This is a genomic window from Streptomyces sp. NPDC001502 (assembly GCF_042894785.1).
GTDB lineage: Bacteria > Actinomycetota > Actinomycetes > Streptomycetales > Streptomycetaceae > Streptomyces > Streptomyces kutzneri.
Genome location: NZ_JBIAVW010000045.1, coordinates 1 through 24,499, shown reverse-complemented (window position 1 = coordinate 24,499; position 24,499 = coordinate 1). Strand labels below are relative to the sequence as shown.

Here is a 24,499-nt window from a genome sequence, read left to right as displayed (position 1 = left end):
CCCGCCCCCGCCGCGCTTCTCCGATTCCGCCCGTCCGACCCCCGCCCCCGGAGCCCCCGCCCCCCGGGCCCCCGCCCGCCCCTACCGCCCCCGCCCCGCCGCGAACTGCGCGAACGTGAGGTGGCCCACCGCGTGGGACGGGGTCAGGTGGCCGCCGCGCTTGAAGCCCGCGTAGGCCTTGCCCGCCAGGGGGACGGGGATCACCCGGCGGTGGCGGCCCGTCGCGGTCAGGTAGGTACGGGCCAGGTCCGGCAGGGTGTGGATCTCCGGGCCGCCCATGTCCGGGACCCGGCCCGACGGGGTCGGGACGGCCAGTTCCGCCAGGCGGTCCGCGACCTCCCCGACGGCGATCGGCTGCACCCGCACCCCGCCGGGCATCGGCACCGGCACGAGCGGCAGCTTCGCCGCCGTGTCCACCAGCTGCGCGACCAGGTCGTGGAACTGCGTCGTGCGCAGGATGGTCAGGCCCAGCCCGGACGCCTCCAGCAGCCGCTCGACCTTCAGCTTCGTCCGGTAGTAGCCGAGCGGCACCACGTCCACCCCGACGATCGAGATGTAGACGAGGTTGGTGACGGTCCCCGCCCGCCGGGCCGCGTCGACGAGGTGCCGGGTGGCGGTGTCGTCGTCCTTGCCCCCGCCGCGCGTGTTGCTCGCGCAGTGCACGATCACCTCCGCGCCCGCCATCGCCGCGTCCAGCCCGCTGCCGTCCAGCAGGTCGACCGGGTAGTCCGGTGCGTGCCGGCTCAGCGCGCGGACCTCGTGGCCCGCGTTCCGGAGCCGGTCCACGACCGGTACGCCGAGGGTGCCGGTGCCGCCGGTGACGAGGATGGTGCTCATGGGGTCCGCCTTTCGCCGATGTGGTTCCTTCAGCAGCGGAGACCGGACGGCCCTCAGGAATGTGACAGCTGCCGCTGCAGGAATTCCAGCTTCTCCGGGTTGAGTACCGTGCTGAGCCCGCTGACCAGCCCGTTCTCGAATTCCACCAGAAGAACGGCCGTCTCGCCGAAGAGCAGCGCCGGTACCCCGTTGATCTCCGCGACGCTGACCGGCAGGTCCCCGGCGAACTTCTTGAGCACCCCGATCGCGAACCGGGCCACCTTCTCCCGCCCCAGGATCGGCCGCAGCGCCGCGTTGGCCACGCCGCCGCCGTCGGAGACGAACCGGACGTCGGCCGTCAGCAGCCCCTCCAGCCGGGCCAGGTCCCCGCCGCGCGCCGCCGTCATGAAGGTCTCCACGAGGCTCTGCCACCGTTCGGGGTCCGGTGCGAAGCGCGGCTCCGGCGCGGCCGGCCGGTCCGTGGCCACCCGGCCGGCCGCCCGCCGGTAGAGCTGCCGGCAGTTGGCCTCGGTGAGGTCCAGGAGTCCGGCGATCTCCCGGTGGCTGTAGGCGAAGGCCTCACGCAGGACGTAGACGGCCCGTTCCACCGGCGTGAGCTGTTCCAGCAGCACCAGCAGGGCCATGGACACACTGTCCCGCTGCTCCGCGGACTCCAGCGGGCCGAGGGTGCCGTCCCCGGTGAGGACGGGCTCCGGGAGCCAGGGGCCGACGTACGCCTCGCGCCGGACCCGCGCCGAGGTGAGGGTGTTGAGGCACAGGTTCGTGACGACCTTGGCGAGCCAGGCGCCGGGGTGCTCGATGTCTTCGCGGTCCGCGGACGCCCAGCGCAGGTACGCCTCCTGCACGGTGTCCTCGGCCTCCGCGGCGGACCCGAGCATGCGGTAGGCGATGCCGAACATCCGGGGACGGTTTTCCTCGAAGTCCGCGTCGGACGCGGTGATGTGTGTGATCACCGGTGCAGCGTACGAGGCCGGGTGCGCGCGGAACGAGCGAGGACCCGGTGGCCGCCGGGCCACCGGGTCCTCACGTTCACTCATGGATCGGGGTGCGGGGGGTCAGCAGGCGCCCTGGTCCTTCCAGACACCCCATTCACCGGTGGTGCCGGGCTCTTCGTTCTGCGTCCACCACTGGGCCTTCCAGTTGCGGCCCTTGTGGGAGACGACGTTGCCGCTGTTGTAGATCGTGCCCGCCACGTACGCCGGGTTGGTGCAGGTCCCGCCCGGGGGCGTGGTCGGCGGGGTCGTGGGGGGAGTGGTCGGCGGGGTGGTGGGAGGCGTGGTCGGGGGAGTGGTGGGGGGCTGGGTGCCGCCGCCGGGCTGGACCGTCGTCGTACCGCGGGCCAGGTCGCCGGCGAGGGCGTAGGTGGTGCCGGAGATCTTCACCGTCCAGTCGGAGGGCGTGGACACCGGCAGGTAGTAGTTGAACGCCAGGTCGACGGAGGCGCCGGGGGCCAGGGTCTGCCAGGCCGGGAGCTTCAGGGAGACCCGCTGGAAGTCGCCCTTCAGACCGCCGACGTTGGTGCCGGTGTGGCCGCTGCTGATCACGGTCGTGCCGAAGCCGGACTGGTCGGAGGCGTTGTTCGGGGCCGAGGTGCCGTAGTCGAACTGGAACTCGGTGCCGCCGGGCAGCGTGGCGTTCGTGTTGTTGGTGATCTTCAGCTTCGGGGTGAGCGGGTAGTTGGAGTCGCCCAGCTTGAACTCGGTGAACTCCGTCTTGATGTCCACGGCCTGGGTCGGCAGGGCGCTGGCGCCCGCCTTCTTCGCGCCGTAGGGGGAGGCCGACTTGAACTTCTGGTACATCGTGTCGGTGAGCGTGTCGCCCATCTCGTACTGGCCCTTGGCCGCGTTGTAGGAGTAGTCGCCGGCGAGTTCCCAGACCATGGTGCCGCCGATGCCCTTGTTCACCACGTAGTCGGCCTTGGCGGCGACCGACTGCTCGTCCTCCGTGGAGAGGAAGACCTTCTTCTGCGCGTTCCACAGCCACGGCGCCACCAGGGTGGAGTCGTACTTGCGGACGTAGGTGCCGGTCAGCGTGGTGTTCGCCGGGAAGCCGTACTTGGTGACGTAGTCGCCTACGACGCCCTTCTCCAGGTTCTTGGCGTGCCACATCGGGTTGGAGCCGGCCGGGGACTCGGCCCCGTTGGTGTCCTTGTCGTGCCACAGGTTGTCGATGCCGACCGCGCCGTCGCCGCACTTGGTCAGGCCCGCGCCGGCCGGGCAGGTGGTCGCGGGAGCCTTGCCCCACAGGCCGTCGGTGCCGCCCTGCACGTTCTTGAAGCCGCGGGTGTAGTAGGGCAGGCCGATGTTGATCCGGCCGCCCGGCATCGAGCCGCGGAAGTAGTGGTAGGCCCAGTCGGTGTTGAGGTAGCCGATGCCGCCGTACTGGGAGGTGGAGTAGACGCCGGCGGCGGCGAGTTCGCCGTCCTTGCCGTCGTCGAAGAGCGAGGCGTTGGGGCCGACGTGCTCGTTCCAGGCGCCGTGCAGGTCGTAGGACATGATGTTGACGTAGTCCAGGTACTTCTGGACCTGGAACGTCTCCATGCCCCGCAGCAGGTAGCCGGAGGAGGGGGCGGCGACGGAGAGCAGGTAGTGCTTGCCGTCGGCGGCGCCCGCGCGGTCGAGCTTCTCGCGCAGGGACTTCATCAAGGCGGCGTAGCCCTGGACGAGGCCGGCGCGGCGGGCGTTGGCCAGCTGCCAGTCCAGCGGGTTGCCGGCGTCCTTCATCGTGGTCGGGTATTCGTAGTCGATGTCGACGCCGTTGAATCCGTACTTGCGGATGAACTCGACCGAGGAGTCGGCGAAGGTGTCGATGCCGGCCTGGTTGACCGAGCCGTCGGCGTTCGTGGCCATCGAGTAGAAGCCGCCGGAGGCGACCCGGTTGCCGTCGTCACCGAAGTAGCCGCCGGTCTCCGCCCAGCCGCCGACCGAGATCAGCGTCTTGACGTTCGGGTACTGCTTCTTGAACTTCGTCAGCTGGTTGAAGTGGCCCTTGTAGGGGAGGGCCGGGTCCATCTCGGCGCCGGCGACGCCGGGCCAGGTCATCCCGGTGGCGGCGTTGTTCACGCCGTCCGAGCCGACGGAGATCTTGTTGTCGGCACCCACGTGGGCGAAGGCGTAGTTCAGGTGGGTGACCTTGGACCACGGGATGTTGTTGGCGAGGTAGGCGGGGGCGCCGTCCTTGCCGGTGCGCCAGCCGGTGAAATATCCGATGACGCGGCGCTGGTGGTCGGCGCCCATCTTCTCCCGGCCTTCGGTGTCGTAGACCGAGCAGTAGGGGACGTCGACGCCGGCGGTCTTGTGCAGCCCGTCGGGGCGACAGCCCTCGTTGTCGGCCGCGTGCGAGACGCCCGCCGAGAGCCCGCCCACCAGGAGTCCGGCGATCGCTGCGCCGGATGCCAGGAGCATCGCTCTCGTACGTGTGGGGGACGGCATTGTGCCTCCTGGGGAGGGGAGGATGCAGGACACAACTGGACACAACATGAAGCAACAGGTGTGGTGCAGACGCGTGTTGGCCCGTGACGTGCGCACATCTGACGGGCCGTTCCCGGGGAGATGAAGGGAACGTTAAGAGGACTAGACCACCCCGTCAATAGGTCTGGACCAATCCCGCCCGACTTGACAAAGTCCGCATCGGTGGTGACCCCTCTGTGAGCCAGGCCACACCACATCACCCGCATGGCGCCCGATCACCCGTGGCAGACTGGCTGGAGTACCAGTAGCAGCGCACTCCGGGGTCGGTGTAATTCCGAACCGGCGGTTATAGTCCGCGACCCGTCCGCAGCCAGCGGCCGGTTGACCAGGTGAGATTCCTGGACCGACGGTTAAAGTCCGGATGGGAGGCAGTGCGCGGCGGGCCAGTCACCGGTACGCCGCCGTCGGCGGTTCGTCGGCATATCCCTGCGGATATGCCTGATCGAACCGTTTTTCCGGCCTCGGCGTCCCCTGTGCGCTGTACCGCTTCATCTGTCGTATCCCGACAGGCCCCGGAGTCCGTGCCCGATGAGGCAGGAGGACCCGGTGGCGACACACGCCGCGCACGCAGCACCCGACGCGGACACCCGTGCCATGCGCCGAGCCATCGAGCTCGCGGCCCGCGGGCTCGGCTCCACCAGCCCCAACCCGGTCGTCGGCTGCGTCATCACCGACGCCTCGGGCGAGATCGCCGGCGAGGGCTGGCACGAGCGGGCCGGCGGCCCGCACGCCGAGGTCCACGCCCTGCGCGCGGCAGGCGAGGCCGCCCGCGGCGGCACCGCCTACGTCACCCTCGAACCCTGCAACCACACCGGCCGTACGGGGCCCTGCGCCCAAGCCCTCGCAGACGCCGGGATCACCCGCGTGGTCTACGCCGTCTCCGACCCGAACCCGCAGGCCAGCGGCGGTGCCGCCACCCTGCGCGCGGCCGGGATCGACACCACGGCCGGGCTCCTCGCGGACGAGGCCGAGGCGGGCAACGCCGCCTGGCTGACCTCCGTACGCCTGGGCCGGCCGCACGTCACCTGGAAGTACGCCGCCACCCTCGACGGCCGCAGCGCCGCCGCGGACGGCAGCAGCCGCTGGATCAGCTCCGCCGAGTCCCGGGCCGACGTCCACCGGCTGCGCGCCGAGAGCGACGCCGTCCTCGTCGGCGGCGGCACCCTGCGCACCGACGACCCGCACCTCGCCGTCCGCGGGGTGGAGGGCGCCACGCAGCCCCTGCGGATCGCCCTCGACACCCGCGCCGCGCTCCTGCCGACCGCCCGCATCCTCGACGACGCCGCGCCGACCCTGCTCGTCGTCGGCGAGGACGCCGACACCCGGCACCTGCCCGGCGTCGAACTGCTCCGGCTGCCCCTGCACGACGGCCGCATCGGCGTCCACGACCTCCTCACCCACCTGTTCCGCCGCGGCGTGCGCTCCGTCCTGCTGGAAGGCGGGCCCACGCTGGCCGGCGCCTTCCTCGAAGACGGCGCCGTCGACCGCGTCATCGGCTACATCGCCCCGGCCCTGCTCGGCGCCGGCCCCGCGGCCCTCGCCGACGCCGGGATCAAGAACATCTCCGCTGCGCAGCGCCTCGACATCACCGAGGCCGTCCGCATCGGCCCCGATCTCCGCATCACCGCAGTCCCCGTCCCCCTCACCGCCACCACCGCCACCAAGGAGCACTGAGTGTTCACCGGAATCGTCGAAGAACTGGGCGAGGTCACCGCTGTCGAGCAGCTTGAGGAAGCCTCCCGCTTCCGGCTGCGCGGCCCCCTCGTCACCGAAGGCGCCAAGCACGGTGACTCCATCGCGGTCAACGGCGTCTGCCTCACCGTCGTGGAGACCGCGGACGGCGAGTTCACCGCCGACGTCATGCAGGAGACCCTGAACCGCTCCAGCCTCGGCGCCCTGACCAAGGGCTCCCGGGTCAACCTGGAGCGCCCGATGGCCCTCGGCGGACGGCTCGGCGGCCACCTGGTCCAGGGGCACGTGGACGGCACCGGCGAGATCATCTCCCGGACCCCCTCCGAGCACTGGGAGATCGTCAAGGTCGCCCTCCCCGCGAACCTCTCCCGCTACGTCGTCGAGAAGGGCTCCATCACGGTCGACGGCGTCAGCCTCACCGTGGTCGAGGCCGCCGCCGACTGGTTCACCATCAGCCTCATCCCCGCCACGCTCGCGCTGACCACCCTCGGCACCAAGCAGAGCGGCGACCCGGTCAACCTGGAGGTCGACGTCCTCGCGAAGTACGTCGAGCGCCTGCTGGCCGCCGGCGTGAACCCGCTGCACGCGACGGGAGACGACCGGTGAGCGCCCTGACCTGGCTCAACGCGGAGGCCTTCACGGTCTTCGGCCAGAAGGTCATCTGGTCCGACATGATCGGCAACCTGATGGGCCTGGCCGCGCTCGCGCTCGGCTGGCGCCGCTCCCTGTGGACCTGGCCCGCCCAGCTCCTCTCCGGCCTGATCCTCATCGCCGCCTACGCCTCCGCACACCTCGCGGGCGGCGTCGGCAAGCAACTCCTCGTCATCGGCGTGGCCGTGTGGGGCTGGCGCGCCTGGCAGCTCGGGCGCCAGAAGGCCCAGGACGGCTCCATCGCCGTGCGCACCGCCACCTGGAAGGAGCGCGGACTGCTCCTGGCCGGTGCGGCACTCGGCACCCTCGCCGTCGGCGGCCTGTTCACGCTCTTCCCGCACCTCTCGTGGAGCCCGTGGGCCGACGCGTACATCTTCGTCGGCACCATCGTCGCGATGGTCGCCCAGGCCCGTGGCCTCGTCGAGTTCTGGTTCGCCTGGCTCCTCGTCGACCTGGTCGGCGTCCCCCTCGCCTTCAACAACGGACTGGCCTTCTCCGGCCTCGTCTACGTCGTGTACTTCGCCCTCGTGCTGTGGGGCGCCTACGACTGGTACCAGCGTTCTCGCACCAACCCCGCCCAGGCCCTGGAAGGAGCAACGGCATGACCACCCTCAAGCCCGTGCCCGACATCCCCGAAGAGACCTTCCGCCTCGACCCCGTCGAGCAGGCCATCCGCGACATCGCGGCGGGCCGCCCCGTCGTCGTCGTCGACGACGAGGACCGCGAGAACGAGGGCGACCTCGTCATCGCCGCCGAGAAGGCCACCCCCGAGATCGTCGCCTTCATGATGAGCGAGTGCCGCGGCCTGATCTGCGCGCCCATGGAGGGCCCCGAGCTGGACCGGCTCGAACTCCCGCAGATGGTCCAGCACAACACCGAGTCGATGAAGACCGCCTTCACCGTCTCCGTCGACGCGAGCGCCGCCCACGGCGTCTCCACCGGCATCTCGGCCGCCGACCGGGCCACCACCCTGCGTCTGCTCGCCGACGGGGTCTCCGAGCCCGGTGACTTCGTCCGCCCCGGCCACATCTTCCCGCTGCGCGCCAAGCCCGGCGGCGTCCTGGTCCGCAACGGCCACACCGAGGCCGCCGTGGACCTCGCCCGCCTCGCGGGCCTGCGCCCGGCCGGCGCCATCGTGGAGATCGCCGGCGAGGACGGCGTCATGCTGCGGCTGCCCGAGCTGATCCCCTTCGCCCGCAAGCACGGCCTGACGATCATCTCCATCGAGGACCTGATCGCCTACCGCCGCTCCGCCGAGCCCACCGTGCGCCGCGAGGCCGAGGTCAGCCTGCCGACCGCCTTCGGCGAGTTCACCGCGTACGGCTACCGCTCCACCGTCGACGGCGTCGAGCACGTCGCCCTCGTCCACGGCGAGATCGGCGACGGCACCGACATGCTGGTGCGCATGCACTCCGAGTGCCTGACCGGCGACATCTTCGCCTCCCAGCGTTGCGACTGCGGCCCCCAGCTGCACGCCTCCATGGACCGCATCAAGACCGAGGGCCGCGGCATCGTCGTCTACCTGCGCGGCCACGAGGGCCGCGGCATCGGACTCCTGTCCAAGCTGCGCGCGTACGAGCTCCAGGAGCGCGGCCGCGACACCCTCGACGCCAACCTGGAGCTCGGCCTGCCCGCCGACGCCCGCGACTACGGCGCCGGCGCCCAGATCCTCACCGACCTCGGCGTGCACGACGTCCGGCTGATGACCAACAACCCCGAGAAGTCCGACGCCCTCGTCCGGCACGGCATCACGGTCACCAGCCGGGAGTCGATGCCGGTGGAGGCCGGCGAGCACAATCTGCGGTACCTGCGCACCAAGCGGGACCGGATGGGTCACGACCTGCCCTGGCTGGACGGGCCCGTGACCACCTCCGCCTGCGGCAACCAGTAGGCACGCACCACCACCCGTACACACATCCACCACCCACCCCACCCCACCCCACCCCATCACGAACCACCGAGGAGCAGAGCTGTGAGCGGCAAGGGCGCACCCGAACTGAGCGTGAAGAACTGCGGAGACCTCCGAGTCGCCGTGATCGCGGCCCAGTGGCACGAGAAGGTCATGGACGGACTGGTCGACGGAGCCCTGCGGGCCCTGCACGAGCTGGGCATCGACGAGCCCACCCTGCTCCGGGTCCCCGGCAGCTTCGAGCTCCCGGTCGTGGCGAAGGTACTGGCCGGTCGCGGTTACGATGCCATCGTCGCCCTCGGAGTGGTCATCCGCGGCGGCACCCCGCACTTCGACTACGTCTGCCAGGGCGTCACCCAGGGCCTGGTACAGGTGTCGATCGACACCGGAGTCCCCGTCGGCTTCGGAGTACTGACCTGCGACAACGACGAGCAGGCGCTGGACCGCGCCGGGCTTGAGGGGTCGAACGAGGACAAGGGGCACGAAGCGGTCACCGCCGCCGTCTCCACCGCCATGACCCTGCGGACCGTCAGCGAACCCTGGCGCTGAGTGGCGACGGGGAACCCCGTATTCTGAGGACCATCATGGCTGACAAGACCCCCAAGACCTTCGAGGAGCTCTTCACCGAGCTCCAGCTCAAGGCCGCCGAAGGCGACCCCAGCACCTCCCGCACCGCCGAGCTCGTCCACAAGGGCGTCCATGCCATCGGCAAGAAGGTCGTCGAGGAGGCCGCCGAGGTCTGGATGGCCGCCGAGTACGAGGGCAAGGAAGCCGCCGCCGAGGAGATCTCCCAGCTGCTCTACCACGTCCAGGTGATGATGGTGGCGCGCGGGATCTCCCTCGACGACGTCTACGCCCACCTCTGAGTCCGGCACGCACACCCGCCCGTAATCCCGTAATCCACGCACCAAAGGAAGCCCCATGCTGCGCATCGCCGTCCCCAACAAGGGTTCACTCTCCGGACCGGCGTCGGCGATGCTCCATGAGGCCGGCTACCGGATGCGCAAGGAGCCCAAGGAGCTCGTGGTCGTCGACCCCGAGAACGAGGTGGAGTTCTTCTACCTCCGCCCCAAGGACATCGCGATCTACGTCTCCTCGGGCAAGCTCGACATCGGCATCACCGGCCGCGACCTGCTGCTCGACTCCGGCGCCAGCGCCGAGGAGATCCTGCCGCTGAACTTCGGCCGCTCCACCTTCCGCTACGCCACCACCCCCGGCACGGCGAAGGGTCCCGAGGACTTCAGCGGGATGACGATCGCGACCTCGTACGAGGGAATCGTCGCCAAGCACCTCGCCGAGAAGGGCATCGACGCCTCCGTCGTGCACCTCGACGGCGCGGTCGAGACCGCCATCCAGCTCGGCGTCGCCCAGATCATCGCGGACGTCGTCGAGACCGGCACCAGCCTGCGCAACGCCGGCCTGGAGGTCATCGGCGAGCCGATCCTCACCTCCGAGGCCGTCGTCATCCGCGGCAACGGCGCCGACGCCGACGACCCGCAGGTCCAGCAGTTCCTGCGCCGCCTGCAGGGCGTCCTGGTGGCCCGCAGCTACGTGATGATGGACTACGACTGCCGCGCCGAGCACCTGGAGCGCGCGGTCGCCCTCACCCCCGGCCTGGAGTCGCCGACCGTCTCCCCGCTGCACAACGAGGGCTGGGTCGCCGTCCGCGCGATGGTCCCCGCCAAGGAAGCGCAGCGGATCATGGACGACCTGTACGAGCTCGGCGCGCGCGCGATCCTCACCACCTCGATCCACGCCTGCCGCCTCTAAGGACGACGGCGTGCCGCACTCCGGCACGCCGACGCCCGCCCCGCACGCCACCTCCAGAAGGCACCACCATGGCCGAGTCCGCCGCCCAGCCCGCCCCACCCACCCTGCCGGTCACCTTCCGGCCGACCCGCACCCGGGTCGTCCTGCTGGGCGTCGGCCTCGCCATGTTCGCCACCATCACGGCGATCGCCCTGCTGCTGGAGAACCTCAGCCCGGGCGAGCGGATCAGCTTCGTCTTCACCGCCGTCCTGCTGAGCTCCGTACTCGTCCTGCTCAGCCGCCCCAAGGTGGTCGCGGACGAGACCGGCGTCACGGTCGTCAACCTGACCAACACCCGCCGCCTGGAGTGGGCCCAGATCCTGCGGGTCAACCTCCGCCCGGGCGACCCGTGGGTGTTCCTCGACCTCAGCGACGGCACCAGCCTGCCCGCCCTCGGCATCCAGCCGGGCATCGCCAAGCAGCAGGCGATCGGCGACGCCCGCGCCCTGCGCGCGCTGGCCGAGACCCACGGAACGGGCACCGGCGACCACTGAGTCGGCCGATCCCCACGGCTGCGTACCGTTGCGGCCGGGATCTCAATGACTACCCTGGTGGCGGGGCGCAGCTGTGCGCCCTCCCATCGGCCCCGGGACCTCGTGGCCCGTGGGCACCTGCGACTTGAGGAGTGACTCCCTCCAGCAATGGACGGATCGTCCGGTAGTACCCGCGCCGCCCTCCCCTCGGAGGCGGCGGCATGACCATCCCGCTACTTCTGCTCGCGGCGGCCTTCGCCCTCATCCTCGCCAACGGTTTCTTCGTCGCCGCCGAGTTCGGCCTCGTCACCGTGGAGCGAGCCGAGGCCGAACGCGCCGCAGCCGACGGAGACCGCCGTGCCCGCACGGTGGTCAAGGCCCTACGGGAGCTGTCCTTCCAGCTCTCCGGCACCCAGCTCGGCATCACCATCACCTCCCTCGTGGTCGGCATGCTCGCCGAGCCCGCCCTCGCCGCACTGCTGGCCGGGCCGCTCGCGGCGACCGGCCTGCCGAAGGGAGCCGTCCCCGGCGTCGCCGTCGTCATCGGCATGCTGCTCGCCTCCGCCGTCCAGATGGTCGTCGGCGAGCTCGTCCCGAAGAACTGGGCGGTCTCCAAGCCGCTGCAGGTGGCCCGCTTCGTCGCCGGCCCCCAGCACGCCTTCTCCCGCGCCTTCCGCCCGGTCATCGCCGGGCTCAACGCCGTGGCCAACCGCCTCGTGCGGGCGCTCGGCGTGGAACCGACCGAGGAGATGGCCTCCGCCCGGACCCCCGGCGAGCTGCTCTCCCTGGTCCGCCATTCGGCCCAGGCCGGCGCCCTCGAACAGGACACCGCCGACCTCTTCGTCCGCACCCTCTCGCTGGGCGAGCTGACGGCCCAGCACGTCATGACCCCCCGGGTGAAGGTCAGCGCACTGATGCACACGGCCACCGCGGCCGACGTGCTCAACCTGACCCGCGCCACGGGCCTGTCCCGCTTCCCGGTCTACCGCGACCGCATCGACGAGATCACCGGCGTCGTCCACCTCAAGGACGCCCTCGCCGTGCCCGAGTCCGAGCGCGACCGTACGAGCGTGAGCCGGATCTGCGTCGCCCCGCTGCTGGTGCCCGGCTCCCTGCCGGTGCAGCCGCTGCTGGAGCGGCTGCGCAGCGAGCAGCCGATGGCCGTGGTCGTCGACGAGTACGGCGGCACCGCCGGCGTCGTCACCCTGGAGGACATCGTGGAGGAACTCGTCGGCGAGGTCCGCGACGAGCACGACTCCGCCGAGGACGAGACCCCCGAACTGGCCGCCGTACCGGCCGAGGACGGCCGCCCCTCCTGGGAGGCCGACGGCAGCTGCCGGGTGCAGACCCTGCGCCGCATAGGCCTGGAAGTGCCCGAAGGCCCGTACGAGACGGTCGCCGGCCTCGTCGCCGACCTGCTCGGCCGGATCCCCGCCCCCGGGGACCGCGCGGAACTCCCCGGCTGGAAGCTGTCCGTCCGCCGGGTCGGCCGCAACCGTGCCGAGCGGGTCCGGCTGGTCCGGCTGGCGGCGGTGCCCGCGGCCGGCGCGTACCGGCCCGCGTCCGCGGCCGACGTGGCCGTGCTCGAACCGCAGCGGGCCGAGCTGGAAGGCGCCGCCCGGTGAACGCGCTCCAGCTCCTCTTCGCCCTGCTGCTGGTCCTCGCCAACGGCTTCTTCGTCGGCGCCGAGTTCGCGCTCGTCTCCGTACGCCGCAGCCAGATCGAGCCCCTCGCGGCCGACTCCAAGCGGGCCCGCCAGGTGCTCCACGGCCTGGAGAACCTGCCCCGCATGATGGCCGCGGCGCAGTTCGGCATCACCATCTGCTCGCTCACCCTCGGCGCGGTCGCCGAGCCCACCGTGGCCCGGCTGCTGGAGCCCGTCTTCCATGCCGTCCACGTACCGCAGGGTCTGATCCACCCCCTCGGCTACGCGTTCGCGCTCACCGCCGTGATCTTCCTGCACCTGGTGATCGGCGAGATGGTGCCGAAGAACCTGGCCATGGCCGCCCCGGAGAAGACCGCCCTGTGGTTCAGCCCCGGCCTGGTCGCCTTCGCCCGCCTGTGCGGGCCGGTCACCACCGCGCTCGGCGCCTGCGCCAAGCTCGTCCTGAAGCTCTTCAAGGTGGAGCCCAAGGACGAGGTCGAAGCCGTCTACACCTCCGCCCAGCTCGGCCGGCTCCTCAAGGACTCCCGGCAGGCTGGGCTCCTGGAGCCGGTCGAGCAGGAGCGGCTGGAGGACGCGCTGGAACTGGGCAGCCGCCCCGTCACCGACGTCCTCCTCGGCCCGGACCGGCTGGTCACGGTCGGCCCGGAGGTGACCCCGCGGCAGATCGAGCAGCTGACCGTGCGCACCGGCTACTCCCGTTTCCCCGTCCGTGCCGACAGCGGCGCCTTCATGGGCTACCTGCACGTCAAGGACGTACTGGACCTGGAGGACCGGGAGCGGGCCGTCCCGCAGAGGGTCTGGCGCCGGATGACCACGCTGTGCGCCACCGTCCCGCTGGACGACGCCCTCGGCGTCATGCGCCGGGACGCCACGCACCTCGCGCAGGTCGCGGACCCGGGGGGCCGGGTCCTCGGCCTGGTCGCCCTGGAGGACGTCCTCGAAATGCTGGTCGGCGAGGTCCGCGACCCGGCCCACCGCGTGGCGTTCGCCCGCAGCTAGCTAGCTAGCTAGCCGGCCGCTCCGCCCCCGGGCCCGTGAGGGTCCGGGGGCGGAGCGTGCGGGACCGGACGTCCAGGGCGAAGGGGACGGAGCCGGAGTCGGAGCCGGAGTCGGGTGTGAGGTCGGTCACCCTGAGCCGGTTCGTGCGCGTCCCGGTGAACCTCGATCGGGTCCCGGCCGTCTTGATGGCCGGATCGTCGGTTCGGGTACTTGAGTTGGACTTCACGGGTCGCGGCACGGAACACTACGGCCCTGGGGATCTTCTGGTTTCCCGGTCCGGATCCGGCTGTGGTACCCGCGGGTTGCCGAGGGGCCTGGCCACCGTACGTCGGCCGCCTCGCGATCGATCGGGCTCCTGTTCGACCAGTAGGTCGGCGGGGGCATGATGCCGGTTTGCTAGCGTGTCCGGCGTGGAGTCCCGTCGGCATGCCGGGGACGCGTGTCGGCCGGGTGTCCCGGCCGCCGCCCGCTGACCTCGCTCGCCCCGTCGAGCCGGCCCGACCTGCGGCAGAGTGCCGCTTCACGGAAGCGATGTGACATGACGGATTTGGCACCGAACATCATCGGCGCCCCCTCCAGCACGCCGGACGGCGCCGAAGGCGTCCCGTCCGACGGGAAGTCGACGGCCCGGCCGGGCGGCCGCTTCGACCGCTGGACGCAGAAGCGCTGGTTCCTCCCGCTGGGGGAGGTCGTGGTCAGTGTCGTCGTCGCTCTCGGCTTCATGCTGCTCTGCACGCACATCAGCGTCAACCCCGTCACCCGGATCGGTCAGGTCAGCGGCCTCGCCAAGGTCCAGCAGTACGCGGCCCTGATCGGCATACCCGTCCTCGCGGTGCTGCTGTTCCTCGCCTACCGGGGCACGCTGCGCTACTACCAGGTCGCGCAGCGGCTGGTGTGCGCCGCCCTTGCGGGTCTGGCCACCGGCATCGTCGCGGGCGGCATCGCGGTCGCCCTGAACGGCACGCCGTGGGGCCTGGGCGGCCAGGAGGGCGACCCCGGCAACCTCATGGGCATGGCCAACGACATGATGCGCCACAAGGGCATGCCGGGGGTCTACCCCCCGTTGTTCCCCGCCCTCCTCGCGCTCTGGGCCAAGGCCTTCCACAACGGCATCGCCGACGTGGGCCACGCCCTCAAGGACCTGCAGCTGATCCTCAGCGCGCTGGTCGGCCCGATGGCCTACGTCGCGTGGCGACTGATGCTGCGGCCGTTCTGGGCGATGGCCATCGCCGTACCGGCCTCGATCGTCTTCCTCGACCCGATCCGGCCCTACAGCCACGGCTCCATGCTCGTCCTGCTGCCGCTCCTGGCCGCAGCCTTCCGCGAGATCCGCCGGGCCGACCAGCTCACGACGCGCTCAGCGGTGCTGCGCGGCCTCGGCTTCGGCATCGTGTTCGGAGTCGTGTTCCTCTGGTACTCCGGCTGGTACCTGTGGGCCGCGCCGGGCGGGTTCGTCCTCGGCCTGCTGCTGTTCCCGTGGCGCCGCGGCCGGGTCGCCGTCAAGCACGCGCTGACCTTCCTCGGCGCCATGCTGGCCACCGCCGCCGTCATCGGCGCGCCGCTGCTGTACCAGCTGGCCCGTCTGGGCGCCTCGACGGTGGACCGCTACGCCTACATCAACACCTACCTCGACCCGGCCTACGTGATGGGCTGGGCGTCCGACCGCGCCGGCGAGCAGACCTACCACAACTTCCCGGTGTCCGGCGAGCTGGCCGGCCAGACCGGCTTCGGCGTCCTGCTGCTGCTGGGCGTGGGCATCGGCGTGGGCCTCGGCCTGCGCAACATCGTGGTCCGCACCGCCGGTTTCGTCCTCGCCGGCGCCTGGCTGCTGCGCTTCTGGTTCGCCTCCCACATGGAGCACAACCAGGCCGTCCAGCTGTACCCGCGTACCACCTGGATCATCTTCTACTGCCTGATCATCCTGGCCGTCCTCGGCCTGATGCTCACCTACGAGCGCGTCTTCGGCTGGATCCGCGGCACGCTCCAGGAGGTCGCCCCGGCCCGGGCCGCCCGGATCTCCCCGCGCCTGCTGTCCCAGCTGGCCGCCGGCCTGATCTGCGTGACCGCCCTGTTCGCCACCATGGGCGGCTCCTGGTCGGCCAACCGCTTCATGCCGTCCACCAACCCGGGCGTCGAGGACCTCGGCCTGGACGCGCTCCGCGCCCACCTGCAGCAGCTGCCGAACGGCAAGTGCCCCAAGTACTCGCCGTACAAGGGCAAGCAGGACTGCGCACCGGTCAACATGAAGCTGTCCGAGTACGTCTTCGTGCCGCCGGCGCGGCCCAGCCTCTGGTGCGCCAACACGACCGCCCAGAACCACGACTTCGTCTGCGGCCGCCAGCCGAAGAACTGACCGCTCAGGTCCGCACGCCTGCGGGGCCCGTCACGACGGGCCCCGCAGGCGTGTCCGCCTCACACCCTCAGAGGGCCGGGGGCTCCGGCCGCTCCTGGGGGCCGCGGCCCGAAAGGACCTCCCCGTACGCCTGCATCAGGTCCGGCAGCCGGAGCGTCGCCAGGTCGTCCCGCGACGGCTCGCCCGCGAAGCCCGCCAGCCGCAGGTCCCGGTACGCGCAGCTCTTCTCGTACAGGGTCCGCAGGAAGCGGCCGTTGCCGAGCTCGTCGATCCAGCCCTGCTCCACCACGTGAGCGCTGATGCTGCGCAGCTCCTCCAGCGCCTCCTCGTCCCAGTGGTCCCCGTTCGCGTCCGCCAGCACCCCGCCGATCGCGGTCAGTTCCAGCGGCCGGTAACTGGGGAAGTCCACCCGGGTGGTGAAGCGCGAGGACAGCCCCGGATTGGCGGCCAGCAGCCGGTCCATCCCGGCCGGGTAGCCCGCCAGGATCACCACCAGGTGGTCCCGGTTGTCCTCGGCCCGCTTCAGGAGCACCTGCAGGGCCTCGTCGCCGTACGCGTCGCCCTTGCTGTAGCCCGAGTTCGACAGCGAATAGGCCTCGTCCACGAACAGCACCCCGCCGATCGCCGAATCGATCAGCTCGTTCGCCTTCACCGCCGTCTGCCCGAGGAACTCGCCCACGAGGTCGGCCCGCTGGGCCTCCACCAGATGGTCGCCGCCGAGCAGCCCCAGCGCGTAGAAGACCCGGCCCAGGATCCGGGCCACCGTCGTCTTGCCCGTACCGGAGGGGCCGGAGAACACGAAGTGCCGCTTCGGCGGCTGCACCGGCAGCCCCTGACCCGCCCGCAGCCGCGCCATGTGCAGCTGCGCCGAGAGCGCCTTCACCTGCCGCTTGACCGGCTCCAGGCCCACCATCCGCTCCAGCTCCGCCAGCGCCTCGGCGAGCGCCGCCGGGTCCGCCGGCCCGGCCGGCAGCCCCTCGGGCGTGCCCTGCGGCGGCACCGGCGCCTTGCGCCGCGCCCCCTCCACGCGTCCCGACGGGGGAGTGGGCGGAGTCAGCGGATCGGGCTCGACCTGCCCGTCCGCCGCGATGTCCTGGACGGGCCCGCCGCCCAGCGCGACCGCCGCGAAGTCCCCGCCGGCCGGGGACGGGCCGTGCCCGCTGTAGCCCCCGTACGCGGCGTACCCCGCCAGGCCCGCCAGATCGGCCACCCCGTCGGTGTCGTCGCTGTCCTCGATGGCCGTGAGCCGGGCCGCGGTGTCCATGAACGAGGGATCCACCCGGTGCACCGCCCGGTACAGCGGCAGCGCCGCCGCACTGCGCCCGGTGCCCTCCCGCGCCCGCGCCAGCCAGTACCGCAGCTCCTTGCGCTGCGGCTGCTCGCTGCGACACCGCATCAGCGCGGCCGCCAGCATCGGCTCCGCCTGCCCGTACATCTCCAGCCGGACCCGGGCCATCCCGCCGAACAGCCCGGCCTCGATGCCCAGCAGCGGATCGTCGACCAGCGGCTCCGTGTGGCGGACCAGCTGCTCCCAGTCCTTGACCAGATAGGCCCGGCAGGCGTGCAGGAACCGCACCTGCGCGTCGGTGTCCACCGGCGGCAGCGCGGCCAGCGCCTGGTCCAGCTCGGGCACGTGGCGGCCGTCCAGCCAGTGCGAGGCATGGGCGAGGAGCAGGTCGCGCCGGCTCTCCAGCACCGGCTGCACCCACCAGCCCAGCCAGTACCAGGAGTTCAGCGTCCGCCGATGCCGGGCGCGCTGCTCGCCGAACCGGTCCCGGTGGGCGTACATCCGAAGTAACGCGTTGCCGGTGTCGACCCGGAGCGCGTGCAGGCCCAGCCATGCGTCAGCCATGGAGGGGTCGAGTCGTACGGCCGCCCGGAACTCCTCCTCGGCCTGCGGATAGGCGCCCATGGTGCAGGCGTCGACCCCGCGCAGCCAGGCGAGTTCGGCCGGGGCGTGCATGCTGCCCGGCGTGCCGAAATCCATCACGTCCCCCACAAGCCTGCCCCCGTGGTGCGCGGCAACCTCCGTGACGAGCACATGAGTTGCCCACTGCGCCGATGAAATCAGGGCTGCATCGTACCTGCGGTCACGCACCTTACGTAGGGCGCGACAGGCCCGGTTCCGGCGTGCGCCCCTGGGGCGGCCGGTGACTCAGGGTGAAGAATCGGGGTGGATCGGCCTCGCGTGACACCGCGGGGGAGGGGGTTCGCGGGCAGAACGAAGCCCCCGATCACGGGGGAACAACCGGGGGCTTCGTGTCCGCGGCGGCCGGTGAAGGCCTCGCATTGAGAACGTAAGGCCGCTGCGGGCCCCAGGTCAAGCGGGTCGGCCGGGCCCCGGCGGAGCGTATTTCCGGGGGCGTTCAGGCCCGGGGGAGTTCGTCACTACCGGTGACGGAAGCGGAGGTTCCTGCGGTCGCACGGGCCCCGGAAGACCACTCGTATCCCGTACCGCTCTGGCGTACCAGGGTGTCGGCGAAGGGGCGCGAAGGGTCGTTGGAGAAGTGCGCGCGCTCCGCGCGCTCCCATCCGTCCCAGAAGTCGGAAAGTTCACGCCCGTCCCGGTTTCGCCCCCGCTGCCAGGACTGCTCGCGCGGCGTCTCCATCCACAGCAGCCGGGCCAGCCGCGGCCGCAGCGCCGCCCGCCCCGCTCCGACCCCCTCGACCAGGAGCACCGGCGCCGGCTCCAGCACCCGCTCCGGCCCGAACCGGCGCTCCACCCAGTCGTACGGGGCCCAGTGCGCGGGCCGTCCGGCGGCGAGCGGCTCCAGCACCTGCGCGCGCAGCCGCTCCTCCCAGTCGAACAGCTCCTCGTGGGTGGCCACGTCGTCCAGGTGCAGCACGGGCGCCCCCAGCGCCTGGGCGAGCCGCCCTGCGAAGGTGCTCTTCCCGGATCCGGCGTGCCCGTCGATCCCGATCAGGCGTACCGGACCGAGGGAGGGCGGCAGGGCGGCGAGCTCCCGGGCGAGTGACTCAAGTGACTGCTGTGACTCCACCCGACCAGCGTAGACAGGCCCGACACGACCCGTGGCTTCGGGCCGCCGCCGCCGGGAACTGGAAGGGTGATGCCGGATGCCACCCGAGAGCCACCGAAGTACCGACCCACCCTGGGGGAACACGCGATGACCGAACCCACGCCGCGCAGGGCCGTACTCGTCGCCGCACTCGCGGTCGCCACCGCGGCCACCGCCGCCACCGTCTCCGGCGGCAGCGCCTCGGCGGCCTCTCCCACCCCTCCCACCCCACCCGCCCCACGGCCCACGGGCCGCACCGTCGACAACCGCTTCTGGTACTCCTACGGCCACTGGCTCGCCGGCACCCACCGGGGCACCACCGCCGTCGGCGGCGCCCGCCCCGGCCTGGAGATCGCGACGGCCGTCGGCCGCACCGAGTACGCCGACCCGCACACCGGCCGCAAGAGCACCTGGGAGTACGCCACCTGGACCTCCCCCGTGCACCGCTCCACCGTGCCCGCCACCGAGGCCATCGCCTCCTGGAACGCCCGCACCCCGGCCGGGACCTGGATCCAGATCGAACTGCGCGGCACCTACACCGACGGCACCGCCACCCCCTGGTACGTGATGGGCCGCTGGGCCTCCGGCGACGCAGACATCCGCCGCACCTCGGTGGACGGCCAGAGCGACGGCAGGTCCACCGTCTGGACCGACACCCTGGCCCTCGACGCCCCGTCCGCCACCGCAGGCCTGCGGATCGCGGCCTGGCAGCTGCGCCTCACCCTCCACCGCAGGCCCGGCGCCGAGCGCGGTCCCACGGTACGGCTCGCGGGCGCCATGGTCTCCGACATCCCGGACCGCTTCACCGTCCCGCCCTCCACCCCCTCCCGTACGGCCCACGAGCTGAAGGTCCCGCGCTACTCGCAGGAGATCCACGCCGGGCGCTACCCCGAGTACGACAACGGCGGCGAGGCCTGGTGCAGCCCCACCTCCTCGCAGATGATCATCGAGTACTGGGGCGGCAAGGCGGCCCCCTCCGCCCTGGCCTGGGTCGATCCGAAGTACTCCGACCCGCAGATCTGCCACGCGGCCCGCTCCACCTATGACGCCGCCTACAAGGGCTGCGGCAACTGGCCCTTCAACGCTGCGTACGCCGCCACCTACCGCGGGCTGGCCGGAGTCGTCACCCGCCTCACCTCCCTGACCGACCTGGAAACCCTGGTCCGGTCCGGCATCCCGGCCATCACCTCCCAGTCCTTCCGCCCCGACGAGCTCACGGGCGCGGGCTACGGCACCGCCGGCCACCTGATGACCGTCATCGGCTTCACCGCCGCCGGGGACGTGATCGCGAACGACCCCCACTCGCGGGACAACCCCGCCGTGCGCCGCGTCTACAAGCGGGCCGAGTGGGAGAACATCTGGCTGCGCACCAAGCGCGCGGGGGCCTCCGGCAAGGTCACCTCGGGCTCCGGCGGCATCTGCTACCTCTACGCGCCGGCCCGCCTGAGCCGGACGCAGTTCCGGGCGCTGCGGGCGGTGGGGGTGCTGTGAGAATGCCGCGAAATTGCCCGTTGACCAAGCGGTGCGGATAAGCGGAACATGGTGGGGTAAATGGCACATAAAGGCTTCTCAGTAGGAGGCGGCCGGCCATGACCACCCATGCCAGCATCGAGCACCACCCCGATCTCGCCGAGATGCGCACCCGGTTCGAGCGGGTGACCAGCACTCCCCGGGCGCAGGCCGTCGAAGCACTGGCCCTGATCACGGGCCTGTATCTGGCCGCCTCGCCCTGGATCGTCGGATTCAGCGGCCTCACCCCGCTGGCCATCAACAACCTGATCGCCGGCCTGGCCTTCTGCCTGTGCATGAGCGGTCTGGGTTCCGCCTATGAGCGCACCCATGCGATGGCGTGGACGGCGGTCGCCCTCGGCGCGTGGACGATCATCGCCCCGTGGGCCATCGCCGGCGAGATGGACACGACGCGAACGGTGGTCAGCAATGTGATCGCCGGAGGTGTCGCCCTGTGCCTCGGCCTCGCGATGGCGGGCATGGCGAGCCGCGACCGTGAGTCCCGCGCCTGACCGGGGCGCCGGAGGAGGCGCCGGATGAATTGAGCGCGCCGGGTCCCGTCCGAGGAGGTCGGGGCCCGGCCGTCTGCCGCCGGGGCGCCGGCCGGGGTCGGCCCACGCTCCTGTCCCGGCCTCTGACCCCGCCTCTGCCTCTGTCCCTGTATGTCGGGGTTTGCGTGACGCATGCCACCCGCGACGTCCCTACCGCGAAAGCCGCGGACGCTGGCACATTGGACGTCATGACTGCCGACAGTGCCGCCCCCATCGCCACGCCCCGGGACCTCGTCCGGACCGGAGGCCCCAAGGACGACTCCAGCTGGCTGGAGCACGTGCTCGGCTGGACCCTCGTGGTCGTCGTCGCCATGTTCGTCACCCAGGTCGGCTGGCTCTGAGCCCCTCCCGGTCCGGGATCACGAGGCCTCGGGCCTGACCGCGAGACCGTGCCTCCCGTGCGTCGTCCGATGCGCGGGGACGTGCGAAACGGGCTCGGCGCGCAGGGTCTGCCCTAGGGTGGGCGTCCTGTGGCGGTTCGAGGCTAGGGCTGAAATTGAATAATGGTCAACAGCGTGGAACGACCGGCCGATCGCAGGCGCGCAGGGGCGAACTCATAGCCACCGGGCGCAAGTTGTTCGCCGACACCTCGTACGACGCGCTCTCCATGGACGACATCGCCAAACACGCGGGCGTCGCCAAGGGGCTGATCTACTACTACTTCGACAGCAAGCGCGGCTACTACCTCGCCATCGTCGAGGACTCCGTGGCCGAGCTCGTCGCCCGGGCCGGCGGCGACACCGGCCTCCCCGGCGCGGAGCGCGTCCGCCGCACCATCGACGCCTACCTGCACTACGCCGAGCACCACCACGCCGCCTACCGCACCATCGTCACGGGCGGCGTCGGCTCCGACGCCGAGGTCCTCGCCATCCGCGACGCCGTCCGCGAGGAGCTCGTCGCCACCATCGCCGACGGCGCGTACGGACGCCGCACCCTCCCGCCGATGGCCCGCCTCGCCCTCGTGGGCTGGCTCTCCGGGGTCGAAGGAACCACCCTGGACTGGATCGGGGCACCGAGCGCCCCCGACCGGCCGGAACAGCCCGATCGCACCGAGCTCGGGGCCCTGCTGGTGCGCCAGCTGCGCGCGACACTGGAGGTGATCGAGGAGTTCGTCCCGGAGTGTCCGGCACCTCCCGGCCCCGAAGAGCCGCTCGATCCACTCGGTGATCTTGCCCCGGTGACGGGAAGCCCCTGATCGGGCATACTCAAGCCGCCGCAGCCGCTGAACAGCCCCTTCCGTAACCCGGGAGGGCAACATCGGCTGTGAGATTACCGAGACCCGGCGGCGCGTCCCACACCTCACGCGTCGCCGCCGTGCCCGACCAGGGAGGAGAGCGCCGCCATGACTGACCGCGCCCCGCAGCCGGTGGACCGACAGCTGCCCACCGAGGAGTCCCGGGACCTCCTCGCCCTCGTACGCGAGATCGCGCAGCGGGAGATCCGCCCCAAGGCAGCCGAGGAGGAGGACTCCGGCCGGTTCCCGCGGGAGGTCTTCACCCTGCTCTCCGAGGCCGGCCTGCTCGGCCTTCCGTACCCCGGGGAATTCGGCGGCGGCGAGCAGCCGTACGAGGTCTACCTCCAGGTCCTGGAAGAGCTGGCCGCCGCCCGCCTGACCGTCGGCCTCGGCGTCAGCGTCCACTCCCTGGCCTGCCACGGCCTCGCCGGCTACGGCACCAAGGAGCAGCAGAGCGCCCACCTGCCCGCGATGCTCGGCGGCGGCCTGCTGGGCGCCTACTGCCTCTCCGAGCCGGCCGCAGGCTCCGACGCCGCCTCGCTCTCCACCAAGGCGGTGCGCGACGGCGACGACTGGGTCATCACCGGCACCAAGGCCTGGATCACCCACGGCGGCGTCGCCGACTTCTACACCGTCCTCGCGCGCACCGGCGCCCAGGGCCCCAAGGGCATCACGGCCTTCCTGGTCCCCGGGGACGCGGAGGGCCTGACCGCGGCCGTACCCGAGAAGAAGATGGGCATGAAGGGCTCGCCCACCGCCCAGCTGCACTTCGACGGCGTACGGGTCCCCGACGCCCGCCGCATCGGCGAGGAGGGGCAGGGCTTCACCATCGCCCTGGCCGCGCTGGACGCCGGGCGCCTGGGCATCGCCGCCTGCGCCATCGGCGTCGCCCAGGCCGCACTGGACGAGGCCCTGACGTACGCGCTGGACCGCAAGCAGTTCGGGCACCCGATCGCGGACTTCCAGGGACTGCGCTTCATGCTGGCCGACATGGCCACCAAGATCGAGGCGGGCCGGGCGCTCTACCTCGCGGCGGCACGGCTGCGGGACGCGGGCAAGCCGTTCTCCCGCCAGGCGGCCATGGCCAAGCTGTTCTGCACGGACGCGGCGATGGCCGTCACCACGGACGCGGTGCAGGTCCTCGGCGGGTACGGCTACACGGCGGACTTCCCCGTCGAGCGGCTGATGCGGGAGGCGAAGGTGCTCCAGATCGTCGAGGGCACCAACCAGATCCAGCGCATGGTCATCGCCCGCCACCTGGCGGGCCCGGAGACGCGCTGACCGCGGTCAGTACAGCCCGCTGCTGGTGGTGGGCCAGACCGGGGAGGACGTGAGCCGCGACCACTCCGGGTCACGCCGGCCGGGCAGCGTCCGGCCGGCATCGGCCCACCGCGCCAGCAGATCCCGGTAGATCGGGGGATCCGGCACCTGCTGCGCCTGCTCACGCGGACGCTGAACCGATTCTTCGAAACCCGGCGCCACCGGGCGACGCCTTCGGCCCGTTGAAGACTGAAGCATGGTCATACCCGGCCAACGCGGAATCGAAGGACCGGGTAATCGCCCCCGGGGTGCGGCTATCCGTTCGAGGTGTCGCCGGGGGCGGGGCCGGGGCCGGGGCGGTCGGGCCGGGGCCCTCGGCGTCCGGCCGCCGCCTGCGGCGGTCACGGGCCGCACACGGCCCTTGACCGCTCCTCCCGGCCTGTGGTGAAGAATGAAGCGGTGATCTCCAAGGAGCGCGCCGTCGAGCTCGTCGATTCCTACTTGGCCAGGGACCGGCTGACGTGGCCGTGGCGAGGGCCGGTACCCGAGCTGGCGGTTTGTCACGTGGAGGAATACGCGGTCGGCTGGCTCGCCTTCTGGAACACGGCGGAGTACGCCCGCACCCGTGACGCGAGCGACGGCCTCATGGGTGGCGGCGGCCACTGCCTGGTGGACCGGCACGACGGAAGCATCCACTACGTCCCCGCCGCCTGGTGGCTGGACGAGGGCTGGGAGGAGCAATACCTCCTGCAGACCAAGGGCGTCAGACCGCCCGATGCGCTGGCCGCCGCTGTGCGTGAGCTCGCGAACTCGGCCGGCCTCGTGGCCGCCATGAGCCATCTGCGCAAGCAGGCCCCGCAGCTGAGCCTGCAGCAGGCGAAGGCCTACGTAGCGACCGTCCGGGACGGTGCCGAACCACCGGAGGAGCTGGCGAGCCTGACCCGGAGAGAGGGCGACTCGGCGGCTCTGCCCGTGGAAACGCTGGCCGGGCCGGTCGGATAGAGGGCTGGGGCGTGGCTTGGGGGGCGGGAGCCGGATGGGCGGAGCCGGATGGTGGCGGGGTGGCTTC

General features: G+C 71.7%; 23 protein-coding genes and 1 riboswitch. Of the genes, 17 read left to right on the top strand and 6 right to left on the bottom strand.

All coding sequences use genetic code 11. The features are described from left to right. Positions 1–81 precede the first annotated feature (81 nt). The 3 genes from ACFY0D_RS39750 to ACFY0D_RS39740 form a co-directional block, all read right to left on the bottom strand. Positions 82–837 (bottom strand): SDR family oxidoreductase, encoded by a 756-nt coding sequence (locus ACFY0D_RS39750; protein ID WP_390802735.1) that lies wholly within the window; start codon positions 835–837, stop codon positions 82–84. A 53-nt stretch (positions 838–890) separates the two neighbouring features. Next, entirely contained in the window at positions 891–1,790 is a 900-nt protein-coding gene (locus ACFY0D_RS39745) for an RNA polymerase sigma-70 factor (protein WP_390802734.1), read from the bottom strand. A gap of 102 nt (positions 1,791–1,892) precedes the next feature. Then, the gene (locus tag ACFY0D_RS39740; RefSeq protein ID WP_390802733.1) at positions 1,893–4,268 is read right to left on the bottom strand and encodes a chitinase C-terminal domain-containing protein; all 2,376 of its coding nucleotides are present in this window, start codon (positions 4,266–4,268) and stop codon (positions 1,893–1,895) included. A gap of 287 nt (positions 4,269–4,555) precedes the next feature. Continuing rightward, a riboswitch (FMN riboswitch) is annotated at positions 4,556–4,686 on the top strand. Positions 4,687–4,901: 215 nt separating this feature from the next. Here ACFY0D_RS39740 and ribD point away from each other — a divergent pair. From ribD to ACFY0D_RS39685, 11 genes are all read left to right on the top strand, one after another. Next, positions 4,902–5,981: a bifunctional diaminohydroxyphosphoribosylaminopyrimidine deaminase/5-amino-6-(5-phosphoribosylamino)uracil reductase RibD gene (ribD, locus tag ACFY0D_RS39735; RefSeq protein WP_390802736.1), complete on the top strand. Its 1,080-nt coding sequence runs from the start codon at positions 4,902–4,904 to the stop codon at positions 5,979–5,981. Further along, a complete protein-coding gene (locus ACFY0D_RS39730) occupies positions 5,982–6,605 on the top strand; it encodes a riboflavin synthase (RefSeq protein WP_390802732.1) in 624 nt (207 codons plus the stop codon). It abuts the gene before it with no gap. Continuing rightward, positions 6,602–7,255: a nicotinamide riboside transporter PnuC gene (locus ACFY0D_RS39725; protein WP_390802731.1), complete on the top strand. Its 654-nt coding sequence runs from the start codon at positions 6,602–6,604 to the stop codon at positions 7,253–7,255. Before ACFY0D_RS39730 ends, ACFY0D_RS39725 begins: the two co-directional genes overlap by 4 nt. Next, positions 7,252–8,541: a bifunctional 3,4-dihydroxy-2-butanone-4-phosphate synthase/GTP cyclohydrolase II gene (locus ACFY0D_RS39720; RefSeq protein ID WP_390802730.1), complete on the top strand. Its 1,290-nt coding sequence runs from the start codon at positions 7,252–7,254 to the stop codon at positions 8,539–8,541. The genes ACFY0D_RS39725 and ACFY0D_RS39720 overlap by 4 nt, the downstream gene beginning before the upstream one ends. An 81-nt stretch (positions 8,542–8,622) precedes the next feature. Continuing rightward, on the top strand, positions 8,623–9,108 hold the full coding sequence (ribH, locus tag ACFY0D_RS39715) for a 6,7-dimethyl-8-ribityllumazine synthase (protein ID WP_007262951.1): 486 nt from the start codon (positions 8,623–8,625) through the stop codon (positions 9,106–9,108). A gap of 35 nt (positions 9,109–9,143) precedes the next feature. After that, positions 9,144–9,425 (top strand): phosphoribosyl-ATP diphosphatase, encoded by a 282-nt coding sequence (locus ACFY0D_RS39710; RefSeq protein WP_030009325.1) that lies wholly within the window; start codon positions 9,144–9,146, stop codon positions 9,423–9,425. 55 nt (positions 9,426–9,480) lie between these two features. After that, positions 9,481–10,329: an ATP phosphoribosyltransferase gene (hisG, locus tag ACFY0D_RS39705; RefSeq protein WP_390802729.1), complete on the top strand. Its 849-nt coding sequence runs from the start codon at positions 9,481–9,483 to the stop codon at positions 10,327–10,329. A 68-nt stretch (positions 10,330–10,397) separates the two neighbouring features. Next, positions 10,398–10,862, top strand: coding sequence for a PH domain-containing protein (locus ACFY0D_RS39700; protein ID WP_301372456.1), 465 nt, complete (start codon positions 10,398–10,400; stop codon positions 10,860–10,862). A 200-nt stretch (positions 10,863–11,062) separates the two neighbouring features. Next, a complete protein-coding gene (locus ACFY0D_RS39695; RefSeq protein ID WP_390802728.1) occupies positions 11,063–12,466 on the top strand; it encodes a hemolysin family protein in 1,404 nt (467 codons plus the stop codon). Beyond that, positions 12,463–13,506, top strand: coding sequence for a hemolysin family protein (locus tag ACFY0D_RS39690; protein ID WP_390802727.1), 1,044 nt, complete (start codon positions 12,463–12,465; stop codon positions 13,504–13,506). The genes ACFY0D_RS39695 and ACFY0D_RS39690 overlap by 4 nt, the downstream gene beginning before the upstream one ends. A gap of 538 nt (positions 13,507–14,044) precedes the next feature. Further along, positions 14,045–15,859, top strand: coding sequence for a hypothetical protein (locus ACFY0D_RS39685; protein ID WP_390802726.1), 1,815 nt, complete (start codon positions 14,045–14,047; stop codon positions 15,857–15,859). Positions 15,860–15,926: 67 nt separating this feature from the next. On the opposite strand, the gene ACFY0D_RS39680 is transcribed toward ACFY0D_RS39685, so the two are convergent. Both ACFY0D_RS39680 and ACFY0D_RS39675 read right to left on the bottom strand, forming a co-directional pair. Continuing rightward, on the bottom strand, positions 15,927–17,846 hold the full coding sequence (locus tag ACFY0D_RS39680; RefSeq protein ID WP_390802725.1) for an AAA family ATPase: 1,920 nt from the start codon (positions 17,844–17,846) through the stop codon (positions 15,927–15,929). Between the two features lie 379 nt (positions 17,847–18,225). Next, positions 18,226–18,858 (bottom strand): uridine kinase, encoded by a 633-nt coding sequence (locus tag ACFY0D_RS39675; protein WP_390802724.1) that lies wholly within the window; start codon positions 18,856–18,858, stop codon positions 18,226–18,228. Between the two features lie 126 nt (positions 18,859–18,984). On the opposite strand from ACFY0D_RS39675, the gene ACFY0D_RS39670 reads away from it, so the two are divergent. From ACFY0D_RS39670 to ACFY0D_RS39650, 5 genes are all read left to right on the top strand, one after another. Beyond that, positions 18,985–20,367, top strand: a complete 1,383-nt coding sequence (locus tag ACFY0D_RS39670) for a peptidase C39 family protein (protein ID WP_390802723.1) — start codon at positions 18,985–18,987, stop codon at positions 20,365–20,367. 98 nt (positions 20,368–20,465) lie between these two features. Beyond that, complete coding sequence (locus tag ACFY0D_RS39665) at positions 20,466–20,897, top strand: SPW repeat protein (protein ID WP_390802722.1); 432 nt, start codon at positions 20,466–20,468, stop codon at positions 20,895–20,897. 227 nt (positions 20,898–21,124) lie between these two features. Next, positions 21,125–21,277, top strand: a complete 153-nt coding sequence (locus ACFY0D_RS39660; RefSeq protein WP_390802721.1) for an SCO1431 family membrane protein — start codon at positions 21,125–21,127, stop codon at positions 21,275–21,277. 155 nt (positions 21,278–21,432) lie between these two features. After that, positions 21,433–22,131, top strand: coding sequence for a TetR/AcrR family transcriptional regulator (locus tag ACFY0D_RS39655; RefSeq protein WP_390802720.1), 699 nt, complete (start codon positions 21,433–21,435; stop codon positions 22,129–22,131). A 147-nt stretch (positions 22,132–22,278) separates the two neighbouring features. After that, the gene (locus ACFY0D_RS39650; protein WP_390802719.1) at positions 22,279–23,451 is read left to right on the top strand and encodes an acyl-CoA dehydrogenase; all 1,173 of its coding nucleotides are present in this window, start codon (positions 22,279–22,281) and stop codon (positions 23,449–23,451) included. Between the two features lie 6 nt (positions 23,452–23,457). Here the strand turns inward: ACFY0D_RS39650 and ACFY0D_RS39645 are convergent, their stop codons facing one another. Then, positions 23,458–23,598 (bottom strand): hypothetical protein, encoded by a 141-nt coding sequence (locus tag ACFY0D_RS39645; RefSeq protein ID WP_351157425.1) that lies wholly within the window; start codon positions 23,596–23,598, stop codon positions 23,458–23,460. 291 nt (positions 23,599–23,889) lie between these two features. On the opposite strand from ACFY0D_RS39645, the gene ACFY0D_RS39640 reads away from it, so the two are divergent. Beyond that, positions 23,890–24,432: a YrhB domain-containing protein gene (locus tag ACFY0D_RS39640; protein WP_390802718.1), complete on the top strand. Its 543-nt coding sequence runs from the start codon at positions 23,890–23,892 to the stop codon at positions 24,430–24,432. Positions 24,433–24,499 lie beyond the last annotated feature (67 nt).

Bases quoted from the DNA above. Each gene is read 5' to 3' on its own strand.
- hisG (WP_390802729.1), top strand. From the start codon at position 9,481: ATGCTGCGCATCGCCGTCCCCAACAAGGGTTCACTCTCCGGACCGGCG.
- ACFY0D_RS39740 (WP_390802733.1), bottom strand. From the start codon at position 4,268: ATGCCGTCCCCCACACGTACGAGAGCGATGCTCCTGGCATCCGGCGCA.
- ACFY0D_RS39665 (WP_390802722.1), top strand. From the start codon at position 20,466: ATGACCACCCATGCCAGCATCGAGCACCACCCCGATCTCGCCGAGATG.
- ACFY0D_RS39750 (WP_390802735.1), bottom strand. From the start codon at position 837: ATGAGCACCATCCTCGTCACCGGCGGCACCGGCACCCTCGGCGTACCG.
- ACFY0D_RS39685 (WP_390802726.1), top strand. From the start codon at position 14,045: ATGACGGATTTGGCACCGAACATCATCGGCGCCCCCTCCAGCACGCCG.
- ACFY0D_RS39660 (WP_390802721.1), top strand. From the start codon at position 21,125: ATGACTGCCGACAGTGCCGCCCCCATCGCCACGCCCCGGGACCTCGTC.
- ACFY0D_RS39710 (WP_030009325.1), top strand. From the start codon at position 9,144: ATGGCTGACAAGACCCCCAAGACCTTCGAGGAGCTCTTCACCGAGCTC.
- ACFY0D_RS39695 (WP_390802728.1), top strand. From the start codon at position 11,063: ATGACCATCCCGCTACTTCTGCTCGCGGCGGCCTTCGCCCTCATCCTC.
- ribD (WP_390802736.1), top strand. From the start codon at position 4,902: ATGCGCCGAGCCATCGAGCTCGCGGCCCGCGGGCTCGGCTCCACCAGC.
- ACFY0D_RS39670 (WP_390802723.1), top strand. From the start codon at position 18,985: ATGACCGAACCCACGCCGCGCAGGGCCGTACTCGTCGCCGCACTCGCG.
- ACFY0D_RS39680 (WP_390802725.1), bottom strand. From the start codon at position 17,846: ATGGATTTCGGCACGCCGGGCAGCATGCACGCCCCGGCCGAACTCGCC.
- ACFY0D_RS39720 (WP_390802730.1), top strand. From the start codon at position 7,252: ATGACCACCCTCAAGCCCGTGCCCGACATCCCCGAAGAGACCTTCCGC.
- ACFY0D_RS39700 (WP_301372456.1), top strand. From the start codon at position 10,398: ATGGCCGAGTCCGCCGCCCAGCCCGCCCCACCCACCCTGCCGGTCACC.
- ACFY0D_RS39650 (WP_390802719.1), top strand. From the start codon at position 22,279: ATGACTGACCGCGCCCCGCAGCCGGTGGACCGACAGCTGCCCACCGAG.